The sequence below is a fragment of the Bifidobacterium sp. SO4 genome (assembly GCF_018555355.1).
GTDB lineage: Bacteria > Actinomycetota > Actinomycetes > Actinomycetales > Bifidobacteriaceae > Bifidobacterium > Bifidobacterium miconisargentati.
This window is the reverse complement of sequence record NZ_JAFEJP010000014.1, coordinates 1-13,346: the sequence shown is the minus strand read 5'-3', so window position 1 is coordinate 13,346 and position 13,346 is coordinate 1. Positions and strand designations below refer to the sequence as shown.

The 13,346-nt window shown below is 63.9% G+C and carries 13 protein-coding genes; 8 read left to right on the top strand and 5 right to left on the bottom strand.

What is annotated here, in order from left to right; genetic code table 11:
- Positions 1-49: 49 nt before the first annotated feature.
- On the bottom strand, positions 50-1,603 hold the full coding sequence (locus JS536_RS09205; RefSeq protein ID WP_214356700.1) for a UDP-N-acetylmuramoyl-L-alanyl-D-glutamate--2,6-diaminopimelate ligase: 1,554 nt from the start codon (positions 1,601-1,603) through the stop codon (positions 50-52).
- Between the two features lie 269 nt (positions 1,604-1,872).
- On the opposite strand from JS536_RS09205, the gene JS536_RS09200 reads away from it, so the two are divergent.
- A complete protein-coding gene (locus tag JS536_RS09200; protein ID WP_240544352.1) occupies positions 1,873-2,583 on the top strand; it encodes a sigma-70 family RNA polymerase sigma factor in 711 nt (236 codons plus the stop codon).
- Positions 2,580-2,867, top strand: coding sequence for a hypothetical protein (locus JS536_RS09195; RefSeq protein ID WP_214356699.1), 288 nt, complete (start codon positions 2,580-2,582; stop codon positions 2,865-2,867). The genes JS536_RS09200 and JS536_RS09195 overlap by 4 nt, the downstream gene beginning before the upstream one ends.
- Before the next feature lie 529 nt (positions 2,868-3,396).
- Here JS536_RS09195 and JS536_RS09190 read toward each other — a convergent pair.
- Positions 3,397-4,344 carry an aldose 1-epimerase family protein gene (locus JS536_RS09190; RefSeq protein WP_214356698.1) on the bottom strand — a complete coding sequence of 316 codons (948 nt, stop codon included), beginning with the start codon at positions 4,342-4,344 and terminating at the stop codon, positions 3,397-3,399.
- Positions 4,345-4,498: 154 nt separating this feature from the next.
- On the opposite strand from JS536_RS09190, the gene JS536_RS09185 reads away from it, so the two are divergent.
- Positions 4,499-5,512, top strand: coding sequence for a 4-hydroxy-3-methylbut-2-enyl diphosphate reductase (locus JS536_RS09185; RefSeq protein WP_214356697.1), 1,014 nt, complete (start codon positions 4,499-4,501; stop codon positions 5,510-5,512).
- Positions 5,513-5,695: 183 nt separating this feature from the next.
- A complete protein-coding gene (locus JS536_RS09180) occupies positions 5,696-7,012 on the top strand; it encodes a zinc ribbon domain-containing protein (RefSeq protein ID WP_214356696.1) in 1,317 nt (438 codons plus the stop codon).
- 3 nt (positions 7,013-7,015) lie between these two features.
- Here JS536_RS09180 and ybaK read toward each other — a convergent pair whose 3' ends face one another.
- From ybaK to JS536_RS09165, 3 genes are all read right to left on the bottom strand, one after another.
- Complete coding sequence (gene ybaK / locus JS536_RS09175) at positions 7,016-7,525, bottom strand: Cys-tRNA(Pro) deacylase (protein ID WP_214356695.1); 510 nt, start codon at positions 7,523-7,525, stop codon at positions 7,016-7,018.
- 125 nt (positions 7,526-7,650) lie between these two features.
- Positions 7,651-8,709, bottom strand: coding sequence for a type I glyceraldehyde-3-phosphate dehydrogenase (gene gap, locus JS536_RS09170; RefSeq protein ID WP_033890062.1), 1,059 nt, complete (start codon positions 8,707-8,709; stop codon positions 7,651-7,653).
- A 215-nt stretch (positions 8,710-8,924) separates the two neighbouring features.
- Entirely contained in the window at positions 8,925-9,650 is a 726-nt protein-coding gene (locus JS536_RS09165; protein ID WP_214356694.1) for a thiamine diphosphokinase, read from the bottom strand.
- A 98-nt stretch (positions 9,651-9,748) separates the two neighbouring features.
- On the opposite strand from JS536_RS09165, the gene JS536_RS09160 reads away from it, so the two are divergent.
- From JS536_RS09160 to rplT, 4 genes are all read left to right on the top strand, one after another.
- On the top strand, positions 9,749-11,503 hold the full coding sequence (locus JS536_RS09160; protein WP_240544347.1) for a fused MFS/spermidine synthase: 1,755 nt from the start codon (positions 9,749-9,751) through the stop codon (positions 11,501-11,503).
- A gap of 238 nt (positions 11,504-11,741) precedes the next feature.
- A complete protein-coding gene (gene infC, locus JS536_RS09155; protein WP_236029232.1) occupies positions 11,742-12,509 on the top strand; it encodes a translation initiation factor IF-3 in 768 nt (255 codons plus the stop codon).
- Positions 12,490-12,684 (top strand): 50S ribosomal protein L35, encoded by a 195-nt coding sequence (rpmI, locus tag JS536_RS09150; RefSeq protein ID WP_109057724.1) that lies wholly within the window; start codon positions 12,490-12,492, stop codon positions 12,682-12,684. Before infC ends, rpmI begins: the two co-directional genes overlap by 20 nt.
- A gap of 53 nt (positions 12,685-12,737) precedes the next feature.
- Entirely contained in the window at positions 12,738-13,121 is a 384-nt protein-coding gene (gene rplT / locus JS536_RS09145) for a 50S ribosomal protein L20 (RefSeq protein WP_109057723.1), read from the top strand.
- Positions 13,122-13,346 lie beyond the last annotated feature (225 nt).

Below are 13,346 nucleotides of genomic sequence, written 5' to 3'. Positions count from 1 at the left end.
TTGCCTGATTACTCGAATCGTCGTCGCCCGAATCGTCCGTTATCGGGCCTCACAGGCCGAACATGCGCTCGACCACGCGGTCGTCGCCCTCGAACGGCACATGCTTGTTGTGCTCCTTGATCCAACGCTCGTCGCCCTTGCCGATGATGAGCAGGATATTGAAGCGATCGGCGTGGGCTCGCGCGTCGTACACGGCGTTCATGATGGCCGTCGGACGGTCGGAGATCACCGTGGAGGCCACGTCCTTGTTCGTGATGTAGCCCTGCATCTCCATGCAGATGTCGATGAACGGTTCGGTGTCCGTATCCTCGGCCGTGAAGATGAAGTTCGCGATGCGGTCCTGCGCCGCCTCGACGATCTCCTTGCGGCGGTCGTACGCCTTGTTGCCGGCCGAACCGGTGACCAGCGTGATGTGCGGGTGCTCATCGCCCCAACGCTCGTAGACGAAGTCGAGCAGCGCGGTCACGGACGCGAAGTTGTGCGCGTAATCCACGATCGCCAGCGTGTTCGACTGCGGATCGCGGAACTGCTCCATACGGCCGGCAATACGCACCGGCTCGATGGCATGCAACGGCTCGGTGTCCTTCAGGGACACGCCGGCCGCATGCGCGATGGCGATGGCCGCCGCGGCGTTGAGATAGTTGAAGTCGCCGTCGATGGACAGGTGGAAGTCGCCCAGCTCGACGTCGTTCGCGCTGATGCGGAACGTGGAGTGCGTGGCGTCCATGGGACGGGCGGTCACGTTCGCCCCGGTACCCTGATCGTCCGCGTCATGCAGGGCGAACGTGGTGACCGGAATGCCGGCGAGGGCCGCGTCCTGGCGAATCAGGTCCGCGTGCATGCTGTCCGCACCCAGGACCAGCGTCTTCGCGTTGGCCACGATCTGGCGCTTGCAGTACAGGTAGTCCTCGAACGTGGGGTGTTCGATGGGGCTGATGTGGTCGGGGGAGATGTTGAGGAACGCCGCCACGTCGAAGGTGAGCCCGTAGACGCGGTCCACCTTGTATGCCTGGGAAGAGACCTCCATGACCAGGTACTTCATGCCGTTATCCGCGGCCTCGCGCATCATGCGGAAGGCGTCCATCGATTCGGGCGTGGTCAGGTCGGATTCCACGTAGGTGTGGCCGTCGAGGCAGTTGTCCACGGAGGAGAACAGCGCCGCCTTGCCGCCGGACACCGCGTTGAGCAGCGCCTGCGTGAAGTACGTGGTGGTGGTCTTGCCCTTGGTGCCGGTGATGCCGATCACCGTCAGCTCGTCCTGCGGACGGCCGTAGAACGCCGCGGACAGCAGGCTCATCGCCTTGCGCGAGTCGGTGACGATGAGGCCGGGGGCGTCGGTCACCGAGGAATAGTCGGTCTCGGCCATGTACGCCTGGAGACCTTTGGCGTCGATGCCCTCCAGGTATTCGGCCTTGAAGCGGCCTTTGCAGCACAGAAGCGTGCCGGGCGTCACCTTGCGGGTGTCGTACGTGATCGCCGCGAACGGGTCGTCGGCGGCGTCAATCCGCGTGGCGTCATCGGTCCATACGTCGTTCTTGATGATCTCGCGCAGCAGATGGTGTTCCCTGAGCAGTGCGGCGGCGGAAGCCAAAGTCAAAGCCATAAATCGTTCTCCCTGTTGTTAGCCGATTAGCCATTCTACAAGGAGGCTGTATCGTGGCGCGGCTCACACGGCATCGGCCACGATATGGGCACATGATTTGGCTAGAATGGGCAACCGTGACGACAAGCGAAGCGATCGAACGGTCCGGTGCAGCCGGCGGATTGGGGCAGGAAACGGCATCTGCGGCGGAGGGCGTGGACCCTCGAACCGCGGAACCGGCGGCGGGTGAGTCCGTGGCCGCCAAGCGCGCCCGGTTCGAACGGCTCGCCATGCCCGCCGTCAATGCGCTGTACCGTCAGGCGATGAAGCTGACGAACAACCCCGACGACGCGCAGGATCTGGTGCAGGACACGTTCGAACGCGGGTTCAAGGCCTTCGACTCCTTCCAGGAGGGATCCAACTTCGAGGCGTGGATGACCACCATCGAACGCAACGCCTATTTCAACCAGTACGCCAAAGCCAAGCGTCGTCCGCAGCGCGCCAACGACTCGACCGGCGAATACGACGACTGGGACATCTACGACGCCGCCGAGCACACGTCGGACGGTCTCAAATCCGCGGAGGAGGAGTATCTGGACGCCTTCGCCCCCGAGGAGATCATGGCCGCGCTCGCCAAGCTCTCCCCGGAACGCCGCCAGGTGTTCATCGACGCGGCGATCGACGGCAAGTCCTACCAGCAGGTGGCGGACGAGCAGGGCGTGAAGATCGGCACGGTGATGAGCCGGCTGAACCGCGCACGCACGCAGCTGAAGCGTGAACTGGCATCCTATGCGCGCGAACGCGGGTACCTGCCGGCAGCGAACACGGACAAGGGCGTGAACGATTCCGGCCGACCGGTCTCGCGGGTGGGTTCACCATCCGCGAAGTCCGGCGAAACCGGGCGTGGAACGGCCGAACGAGTCCATAATGGAAATGGTAATGATGAGGCGGCTCCCGGCAGGGGAGTCGCGTATGCCCGTATGGGGGAGGAGAGGCGATGAACAATCAGATCGAGCGGACTCGTCATATCTCCATCACCCGTACCGGGGAGGACGGTTCAGTCAGCCAGACCGAGGTGCATATCACGGAGATTTCCGGCATGTCCGATGTCGCCGATGCGGCAGTCTCCGGTGATGACTGTTTCGATCCGTCCAGCTGTTGCAGCGCGCGCGAACAGGCCATGATCGCCTCGTTGCGTGCCTATCTGCGGCCTGATGTGGCGCCGGAGTGTCTGATGGCCAAGCTCAAGGCCACGCTGGACTACTGCTGCGGCGACGGCAAGTAGTCTTTTATGACTTAGCGGTTGACCGCTGGCTGGCCGGGGTATGCGGTTCCCGACACACTCAAGGCCGTTCGGCCGAGCCTACGGTCTGGAACCGCATACCCCGGCCAGCCACCTCCGTTCCGTTGGATGGTTCCGCTTGTGAACCGGCCCGTAGAAGTCGATGTCAGGCGATGTTGCGGAACAGGCCGAATACGAAGAAACCCACCTGATTGCTCAGGTGGGTTTTCACGTTTTGTCAAACGCTGCCAGGATCAGGCGTTCGGGCGCTTGCCGTGGTTGGCGGCCTTCTTACGACGATCCTTGCGCTTACGTCCGCGCATGCCCATGATGGACTCCTTTGCTAAGTAAAAAATAAGCCTTCGGAATTATGCCACATTCTCCGGACCGGATGCAACACGACGCAACACGGCAGTCGGAAAGCCGATTCGTCCGGCGATTCGCGTTTCCTTCCGAAGAACTTCATTCATCCCGAGACCAGCTCCTCCCGAATCACTTAAGGGGCCGGAAGGAGCCGGTTGCAGACGGAGGCTCAGTGCTGCTCGGCCTTGATGAACAGCTTGGTGGTGCTGGAGGCGCCGGGCTTGAGCACGATGAGGTCGTTGCCGGTGTTGAAGGCGTTGGCGTACGCGGTCTGCGGCTCCACGGCGGTGCCGGCCGGGTGCATGTAGGCCGGGAAGCCGGTGCCGGTGCACACCTGGAAGGAGGTGATGGTCTCGTCGCCGCCGACCTTGATGACCAGGCCGTCGGGGCGCGTGAACGTGGCGGTCACGCTGCCGTCCTCGTCGTGGCGAAGGTCGGTCCAGGCGTCGTCGAACGGCTGGTTGACCAGCAGCGGATTGTCGTTAAGGTCGTACTTGGTGCCGGCGACCGGCTCGGTGCCGGTGGGGATGAGGTTCTCGTCCACGGTCACGTGCGTGTCGGCCGGCACGGTCAGATGGCACTGGGCGTTATGGCCGTCGATCTCGTCGCCGTAGCCGTTGAAGCCGTTGTCGAGCCACGGGTGGATGGCCAGGGCCCACGGGGCGTCCACGTCGCCGTCGTTCTGCGCGGTCACGGTGATGTGCAGGCCGTCCGCATCCAGCTCATGGGTGGCGGTCACGGTCACGTCGAATGGGTAGCCCAGCAGGAACGGGGCGCGCCAGGACTGCGTCACGGAGGTCTCGGTCAGGGATTCCAGCTTCCAGAAGGCGCGGTAGCCGTAACCGTGGATGGCGGTGTTGCGGTCATGCTCGTCGATCGGCAGCGTGTAGGTCTTGCCCTCGAACTCGTAGGTGCCGCCGGCGATGCGGTTGGGGAACGGCACCAGCAGCTGGCCATGGCAGCAGGTCACCGGGTCGTCCGGACCCAGCGGCACGATCACGTTCTTGCCCTGATAGGTCACCTTGCGCATGGTGGCGCCCAGTTCGGTGATCACGGCGGCGTAATCACCATAGGAAATGCTGTACTGCTGACCGGTGCGCGGCGTCTTGTTCGTCATAGAATCACTCCCGTAGTGAGATGTGTGGATCGGTAACCGATTGTTACCGCTAACGGACAAGTCTAGCGTGTCCGCGGCGCGACCGGGCGGTGCGTTCATTCCGTTTCGGCAACAATCCCGTCACCGCCGGCCATGCCTTACACTGGAGGTCGATATGCAAGCCAAGGAGGTTCCGATGACCAAGTCCGTCGTGCTGGCCGATCCGCGCGGATTCTGCGCGGGCGTGGATCGTGCGATCCTGACAGTCCAGACGATTCTCAAGGCCGCGGAATCATCCGGCGAACCCCGCGCGGACGGACTGCCGCCGGTGTACGTGCGTCGTCAGATCGTGCACAACAAACATGTGGTGGAGGAGTTGGCGTCGCAGGGCGCGGTGTTCGTGCAGGAACTCGCCGAAATCCCCGACGAGGCCGCCGCCGCGGGCATCCCCGTGGTGTTCTCCGCCCACGGAGTCTCCCCGGAGGTCAAGCACGAGGCCGAACGCCGCGGCATGCATGTGGTGGACGCCACCTGCCCTCTTGTGGGCAAGGTGCACCGCGAGGTGCTGCGGTTCGTGCGCGAAGGCTATGAGATCGTCTACATCGGCCACAAGGGACACGACGAGGCGGTAGGCGTGGTGGGGGAGAGCCCCGAGCATGTGCACCTCATCGAGCACGAATCGGACGTGAACTCGCTGGACTTCACCCCGGACGTGAAGCTCGTGCTGCTCTCGCAGACCACGTTGAGCGTGGACGAGACGGCCGGCACCATCGCCGCGCTCAAGGCTCGGTTCCCGTGGATCGAGGAGCCGCCGAGCTCCGACATCTGCTATGCCACCTCGAACCGTCAGGCCGCGGTCAAACTGGTGGCGCAGCAGTCCGACTGCGTGGTCATCGTGGGATCGGCGAACTCCTCGAACTCCGTGCGGCTCATGGAGGTGGCCCAGGAGGGACTTGGGAAGCGCGGCCGCGCCTACCGTGTGGACGACGCCGGCGAGCTCGACCCCTCATGGTTCGAGGGCGTGGCATCCGTGGGCGTGTCGTCCGGCGCCTCCGTGCCGGACGAGCTGGTCTCGGGCGTGATCGAGGCGTTGCGCGGATGGGGCTTCACCGGCATCAAGTCGGTGGAGACCATCAAGGAGAACATGCATTTCGTGCTGCCGCCGCAGGTGCGCGCTCTCGCCCGATAGCCGTTCGTTCGGTGGCATTGAAGGCCCTATCGGTTGTAAACGATCCGGGCGTGTGCTCTGTCATCTCCTCCGTCTCCGTAAAAACTCCCGAAACCCGTAAAACATGATCGCCGAAACGCGCCGATGCGGCTGCGGGCCTACTATGGCGGTGTAGAGAGAAGTCCTGAGAGACGGGGAGGGGCCATGCGGTTCTGCACCAACTGCGGCGCGAAGCTCGGCGAGAACGATCGATTCTGTGTGCAATGCGGTCAGGAGCGTGACGACTGGCCTGTGCAAAATGCCACGCCGTCGAATGACGCGGCGTCCGGTCCCGCGCAATCCGAGCAGCCCGCCGATCTGGCGTCGCAGCCCACGATGATCGACCCGTCCATGCAGCAGCCCGTCTCGCCGCAGGTGCCGCAGCCGTCCCGGTCCGCCGTTCCCGCCCCGACGGTGCCGTTGCCGTACACGGCCCAGCCTGCGACCAGTGCCGCCACGATTCCGGTGCCGGGTACACCAACCGGCGCGCCCGCGACTCCGACCGCACCTCAATCCCAGTCGCAGTCCAAACCCAAGCAGAACAGAGGTCTGATCGCCGCCATCATCGTGGCCGCGGTGGTGGCCGTGGCATTGGTCGGCGCGTTGCTGTGGGTGCTGGTGATCCATCCGAGGATGTCCGGTTCGCCGAACCCGGCCTCGTCCTCCCAGAGCACTGGCACGTCCGGCAAGACCGGCTCCGACACGTCCGGCGAATCCACCGACCCCAAGGCCAAGGCCTGCGCCGACGCCCCGGATTTCAACATCGACTCCCACGACATGCACGGCAAGGATCTGGTGGTGCGTCTGAAGGTCACGGCCTCCTGCGGCAGTGGAAGCACCCTGAACCTCGATGACGACGCCGTGCGCATCACCCTCAAGGACGGCGACGCCACGCTCGCCGACGCCGTCTACGACTTCTCCGACGACCCGCTGACCGCCAAGGCCGGCGAGGACGCCGAAACCTCCGTGGCCTTCGCACAGTCCCAGTACTGGTTCGTGCCCGGCGAGGCCGATTGGGACAACCTGGAGATCACGGGCGAGCTTGGTGCCGACGCACAGGGAGACAAGGCCAAGCTTGACAATTCCAAGGACTTCGCCGGTGCGGACGCGCTCGACAAGGACGGCCGGGAGAAGGTCGCCAAGGCCGCCATCGACCGGCAGATCAGCCATGACAAGTCCGCGGTCGACGACCTGACCGGCGATTACACCACGCAGCTGTCCAGCAAGCAGCTCAACATGCAGGCGGACGGCAAGACCTGGACCTATCAGGACATCTGGCAGCAGTACGTCGATCTCAAGAACGACTGGCCGAACACGGTGCTGCTGTGGTCCGGCGACTGGCCGAAGTACCAGCGCAGCGGCACCACCGAATACTACGTGATGCTCTCCGGCGAAACCTTCGGCAGCATCGACGATGGCTGGGATTGGTGCAGCACCAACGGTTTCGGCCAGAACGACTGCATGCCCATCAGCTTCGAATAGCCGTCACCACGTGCCGATCGGCGCGGCCACGGCGTCCAGCACCTTCAGCAGGTCGTTCGGATTGACGCCCACGGACAGGCCGCGCTTGCCGCCCGAGACCAGGATCTCGTCGAACTGCAGCGCGCTTTCGTCCAGCACGGTCTTGTGCCGGGTCTTCTGGCCGAGCGGCGAGATGCCGCCCACCACATAGCCGGATTCGCGCATGGCCACCTTCGGATCTGCCATGGCGGCCTTCTTGGCACCCACGGCGGCCGCCAGCGCCTTCAGGTCCATGTGGCCGCTGACCGGCACCACGCCGACCACGCGCTCCGAGCCGGTGTCCGCCATGAGGGTCTTGAACACCTGATGCTCGTCAAGACCGAGCTTGGTGGCCGCCTCCACGCCGTAGCCGTCGTCCATGTGGTCGTTCGAATGCTCGTATTCGTATACATGGAACGCCACGCCGGCCCTCTCCAGCTGGACGGTCGCCGGCGTGGATCCCGCGCCTTTGTCATGCTTGCTTTTCTTAGCCATGATTCCCGTTCTACTACGAAGAAACCCCCGCACGGGGCGGGGGTTTCATCAAATGCCTATGGATTCGCGCAACCGCGAACCCATCCGTCTACCGGTCTTGCGGCCGGGCCGACTTCAGACGAGACTCACTCGGAGATCTCGGCGAAGTACAGCAGGGTACGGATCATGTTGGAGGTGAAGCCGTACTCGTTGTCGTAGAAGGAGACGGTGCGAGCCAGGGTCACGCCGTCAACGGTGTTGACGTCGGTCTGGGTCGGGTCGAACACGCCACCGTGGGTGTCGCCGAGGATATCGGAGGAGACGATGCCCTCATCGTTGTAGCCGTAGAACTCGCAGTTCTCGAAGGCTTCCTTGAAGGCGGCGTTGATCTCGTCGGCGGTGGTCTCGGTGTTCAGAACGGTGGTCAGCTCGGTGACGGAGCCGTCCGGGACCTGGACGCGCTGGGCGTGGCCCTGCAGCTTGCCGTTCACGGACGGAACGACCTTGCCGATGGCCTTGGCGGCGCCGGTGGAGTGGGCGATGGTGTTGATGGCGGCGGCGCGCAGGTTGCGGCCGGTCTTGGTGCCACGCGGGCCGTCCAGCAGCATCTGGGTGCCGGTGTAGGCGTGGATGGTGGTCATGAAGCCGGCCTTGATGCCGAACTTCTCGTCCAGCAGCTTGACCATGGCGGCCATGGAGTTGGTGGTGCAGGAACCGGCGGACACGATCACGTCGGAAGCCTTGAGGATGTCGTGGTTCACGCCGAACACGACGGTCGGGGTGACGTCATCCTTGGCCGGGGCGGAGATCAGGACCTTCTTGGCGCCGGCGTTGATGTGGGCCTGGGACTTCTCGGCGGAGGTGTAGAAGCCGGTGCACTCGAGCACGTACTCGACACCGTCGTTCTTGACCCACGGAATGTTGTTGGCGTCCTTCTCGGCGTAGACCTTGTACTCCTTGCCGTCCACCACGATGGAGTCCTCGGTGGCCTTGACGTCGACCGGGGTGCCGTCGTCGTGACGGAAGGTGCCGTGGGTGGAATCGTACTTCAGCAGGTAAGCCAGGGTGGCCGGGGTGGTCAGATCGTTGATGGCGGCAACTTCGATGTCACCAGCCTGGCCGCCGCGAGCCTGCAGCTCGAAGATGCGACGGAAGGCGAGACGACCAATGCGACCGAAGCCGTTGATACCAATCTTAACTGTCATGTAATTCTCCCTTGTAGGGTGGCCATGGTGGGCATGCGCACACCGGGCCATTGTTTACCAACGCTTGTTACTTTAATGCCTTGTCTGTACACAAGGCAATGTTGCAGCATGCGTTTTGGGCAAAATCGCCCGTTTTTTTGTGAGCGTTCACATTCCGTTCTCCGCATGACCGCATGCCGGGCGTCGGCAGGGGAAAGCGCCGATTCGCGGATGGTTCAGCGAACCAGCAGTTTGGACACTTCGGTGTCCAGTTCGCCGATGCCGCCGTCGAATGCGCGGAACCGGCTCACCCCGGGCAGCGCCACCTCGATGGGGAAGGTGACGATCAGCGTGCCGTGCTCCACGCTGACGGCCGCGTCCACCTGGTCGCGGAACTCGTTGCTGACCCCCTGCACCACCGTGTTGGTCAGCGTGCCGTCCCTCAGCTCGTACTTGAGCCCCGGCTCGTTCACGCCAAGCGAAACGTCTGAGTGGGAGAACACCGATACCATGCGGCCGTCCTCGGGCACCGGATGCGCGGGGAAGGAGAGCCTGCCGTCGGTGATGGCCGTGACGATCAGCCCGTCGCCGTACAGGTAGCCGCTTGCGCCGTGGCGCGACAGCAGCGCCATCAGCTGGATGCAGGAGATGGAATGGTCGATGCGTCCGCCGAGCCCGCCGTAGACGCGGAACTCGCGGCAACCAGCTGCCCAGCCGACCTTCAGTGCAGACAGCATGTCCGGATCGTCCTTCAGCGGCGGCAACGCGATCGTATGCGTGCCGGCCGCGGGACGACGCCCCTCCAGCGAATCGAAATCGCCCACCACCACGTCCGGGGCGATGCCCAGCTCGCGCGTATGGTCGAGCCCTCCGTCGGCCGCCACCACATACGCGCCGGACGGCACCATGGGATCGCCGGCGTAGTATTCGCCGGCGCCGAAAATCACGCACACCTTGCTCATGCGTCCAACTGTAGCCCTCCATGCCGCTCGTCGCCGTCCATCGCTGCTAGGCTGGGCGGAACGGGACATCATCCGGATGGAGAGAACGGGGGAGCGGCATGGCGCACATCACCGAAGCAAGCGAGAGGCCCATCCTCAAATCGAAGGTGTTCCTCTACGTCACCGAATTCTTCTCCGGCATGTCCGTGATGGCCGCCGAACTGGGCGCATCCAGGCTGCTGGCGCCCTACTTCTCCAGCTCGCAGATCGTGTGGACCATCATCATCGGCACCATCATGATCGCCCTCGCCTTGGGTGCGGTGTTCGGCGGCCGCTGGGCGGACAAGGACCCGAACCCGGACAAGCTGTACCTGCGCATCATGGTGGCCGCCGTATGGATCGCGCTCATCCCGCTGGTCGGCAAGTACCTCATCCTCATCATCTCCGGCCTGCTCATCGTCACCGTCTCCACGAACTTCCTCGTCATCGCGGCGTTCATCTGCTGCGCCATCATCTTCGTGCCGCCGCTGTTCCTGCTGGGCACCGTGACCGCCGGCCTCAACAAGTTCGCCACCACCTCACTGGAGGACAACGCCTCCGTGGTGGGACGGCTGTCCGCATGCAATACCGTCGGCTCGATCCTGGGCACCTTCCTGCCCACGTTCGTCACGATCCCGGCCGTGGGCACGTTCGTAAGCTTCCTCATCTTCTCCGGCGTGCTACTGCTCATCCCGCTCGCCTACTTCATCTCCATCAGGGCCAGGCGCGTGGCCTGCGTGGTCTCCGCCGTGATCTTCGTGATCACCGGCTGCGTCTCGCCGCTCACCGGCTTCGCGTTCTGGGAGACCAACCTCGCCTACGAGGGGGAGTCCATATACAACTACCTGCAGGTCAAAAACCTGTCCGACCGCACGATCCTGTCCACCAACGTGCTCTTCGGCGTCCAGTCCGTCACGATGAAGGACAAGGGACTGACCGGCATGTACTACGACACCGCCCTCGCCGCGCCCGCGCTCGCCGACAAGGCGGAATCCGCGCTGATCCTGGGCATGGGCACCGGCACGTACGCCCGTCAGCTCAGACAGTACTATCCGGACATGGCGATCACCGGCGTGGAGATCGACCGGAAGATCACCGATCTGGCCGGCACCTACTTCGACGAGCCGTCCGACGTGCCCGTCTCCACCTATGACGGCCGCGCCTGGCTGGCCGCCTCGCATGACACGTACGACGTGATCATGGTCGATGCGTACCAGGACATCACCATCCCGTTCCAGATGAGCTCGGACGAGTTCTTCTCCATGGTGCGCGAGCATCTCAATCCTGGCGGCGTGATGGTGGTCAACATGAACATGGTCTCGGACGGCGCCGGCTCGATCAACGAGGCGCTGCAGACCACCATCGCCAACACGTTCGACGGGTCATGCCGCGTCGGCACGACCTTCACGGCGGACGTGCCGAACACCACCAACCGGGAGCTGTTCGCCAAGGCCCCCACCAAGGACGAGCTGTCGCGGTACGACGGCTGCAGCGATTCCTGGCGCGGGACCGGCGAGATCGGCACCGTCTCGAAGCCGATCACCAGTGGTATGGCGAAGGACGTCAGCGCCGGGTCGCTGCGGGCCGCCACATGGGACCGCACGCACGACGGCGAACTCGCGGCGTACATGAGCGAGGTCGCCGGACGCATGACGCCGGTGGCGGATCCGGTGGCCGGCTCCACCGATTCCTCGCTGATCCTGACGGACGACAAGGCGCCGGTGGAGGTGCTCGGCATGCGTGCCATCGACCAACTCATCGCTGAGGAGGCCGGACCGTACCGCGAGATCCTGAAAACCGAGGGCATCGGCGGCCTGCTGCGCGCCGTGCAGTGATGTCCCGACACGCGGGGCGGTGATGTCCGGGCGTGTGGTAAACTTTCCATTTGGCTTGAGAAATCAAGAAAGCGGGGCAACCCCACCTGGAAGCCTTTCAAGGCCTCGGGTTCAAGGCATAAGCCTTCAGATTGCCGTCTGTTTCCATACACGGCGATTGTGATGATTCGTGAATGCATATCACGGATTGCGGAACGTGCGCATTGCGCCGGCTTCGGCTTGCCATGAACCTGTCGCGTTGAATCGACTGCCAGATGAGCCTCGCGAGGAACAGCAGAGGATTGGAGTCATCATCAGCGACGAACCACGCATTAACGACGAGATTCGCGTCCCGCAGGTACGCCTGATCGGCCCGAAGGGCGAGCAGGTGGGCGTCATTGCGACCTCCGTCGCGTTGAACCTGGCCAAGGAGGCAAACCTCGATCTCGTCGAGGTGGCCCCGAACGCGAAGCCTCCGGTCGCCAAGCTCATCGATTACGGCAAGTTCAAGTACAACGAGAAGATCAAGGCTCGTGAAGCCCGCCGCAACCAGAGCACCGCGGAAATCAAGGAGATTCGTTTCCGCCTCAAGATCGACGACCATGATTTCGACGTGAAGAAGGGTCATGTGACCCGCTTCCTCAACGGCGGCGACAAGGTCAAGGTCACCATCATGCTGCGTGGCCGCGAGATCTCCCGCCCGATCGGCGGTGTGGAACTGCTGCAGCGTCTGGCCGACGACGTGGCGGAGTACGGCACCATCGAGTCCAAGCCGAAGCAGGAGGGTCGCAACATCATCATGACCCTCGCTCCGAAGGGCAAGAAGGTGCACACCCAGTCCGAGCAGCGCCGTCGCGGTGCGGAATCCCGCGCCGAACGCCAGGCACGCCAGGCCGCCCGCCTGGCCGCCAAGCAGGAGGCGCAGGCCCAGGCCGTGGCCGAAGCCAAGGCCTCGGTTTCCCCGCAGACTTCCGATATGAAGAAGCAAACCAGCAAGGAGGGCAGCAATGCCGAAGATGAAAACTAATTCCGCCGCTTCCAAGCGCGCCAAGATCACCGGCTCCGGCAAGGTGAAGCACGTCGGTTCCGCCATGCGCCACAACCTCGAGCACAAGTCCGCTCGCAAGCGTCGCGCCCTGTCCGCCGACGACGTCCTGCGCGGCGGCCAGGCCAAGAAGATCAAGCAGCTTCTGGTGAAGTGAGCTTAGGGCCCACCCGGAAATAACAAGACTTTAGAAAGCTGAGGAAATAGATTATGGCACGTGTCAAGCGCGCAGTGAACGCCCACAAGAAGCGTCGCGTCGTTCTCGAGAGGGCTTCCGGCTACCGCGGCCAGCGCTCCCGCCTGTACCGCAAGGCCAAGGAACAGCTGCTGCACTCCTTTAACTACAACTTCCGCGACCGCAAGGCTCGCAAGGGCGACTTCCGCAAGCTGTGGATCCAGCGCATCAACGCCGCTGTCCGCGCTGAGGGCATCACCTACAACCGCTTCATCCAGGGCCTGAAGCTGGCCGGCATCGAGCTGGACCGCCGCGCCCTCGCCGAGCTGGCCGTCTCCGATCCGGAGACCTTCAAGACCATCGTCGACGCCGCCAAGGCCGCTCTGCCCGAGGACGTCAACGCTCCCGCCGAGGCGTGAAACGGACAGTCCAGTGGACTGATGTGATTTTCTGACAGAAACCCCGCTCGATGAGCGGGGTTTCGTCATATTTCCGGCTCCCCTCAGCGAGGGGAGCCGTCGGGCGGGTTCTAGTGATCGTTGCAACGCTTGGCCGGGTGGCGGGAGTCATGTATGGGCAGGTGGGTTTTCGAGGGCGTGGAGTACGCGAGTCGGGGTCTTATGTGCGAGGCGAGGCGGGAACGC

Bases quoted from the DNA above. Each gene is read 5' to 3' on its own strand.
- JS536_RS09205 (WP_214356700.1), bottom strand. From the start codon at position 1,603: ATGGCTTTGACTTTGGCTTCCGCCGCCGCACTGCTCAGGGAACACCAT.
- JS536_RS09200 (WP_240544352.1), top strand. From the start codon at position 1,873: ATGCCCGCCGTCAATGCGCTGTACCGTCAGGCGATGAAGCTGACGAAC.
- JS536_RS09195 (WP_214356699.1), top strand. From the start codon at position 2,580: ATGAACAATCAGATCGAGCGGACTCGTCATATCTCCATCACCCGTACC.
- JS536_RS09190 (WP_214356698.1), bottom strand. From the start codon at position 4,344: ATGACGAACAAGACGCCGCGCACCGGTCAGCAGTACAGCATTTCCTAT.
- JS536_RS09185 (WP_214356697.1), top strand. From the start codon at position 4,499: ATGCAAGCCAAGGAGGTTCCGATGACCAAGTCCGTCGTGCTGGCCGAT.
- JS536_RS09180 (WP_214356696.1), top strand. From the start codon at position 5,696: ATGCGGTTCTGCACCAACTGCGGCGCGAAGCTCGGCGAGAACGATCGA.
- ybaK (WP_214356695.1), bottom strand. From the start codon at position 7,525: ATGGCTAAGAAAAGCAAGCATGACAAAGGCGCGGGATCCACGCCGGCG.
- gap (WP_033890062.1), bottom strand. From the start codon at position 8,709: ATGACAGTTAAGATTGGTATCAACGGCTTCGGTCGCATTGGTCGTCTC.
- JS536_RS09165 (WP_214356694.1), bottom strand. From the start codon at position 9,650: ATGAGCAAGGTGTGCGTGATTTTCGGCGCCGGCGAATACTACGCCGGC.
- JS536_RS09160 (WP_240544347.1), top strand. From the start codon at position 9,749: ATGGCGCACATCACCGAAGCAAGCGAGAGGCCCATCCTCAAATCGAAG.
- rpmI (WP_109057724.1), top strand. From the start codon at position 12,490: ATGCCGAAGATGAAAACTAATTCCGCCGCTTCCAAGCGCGCCAAGATC.
- rplT (WP_109057723.1), top strand. From the start codon at position 12,738: ATGGCACGTGTCAAGCGCGCAGTGAACGCCCACAAGAAGCGTCGCGTC.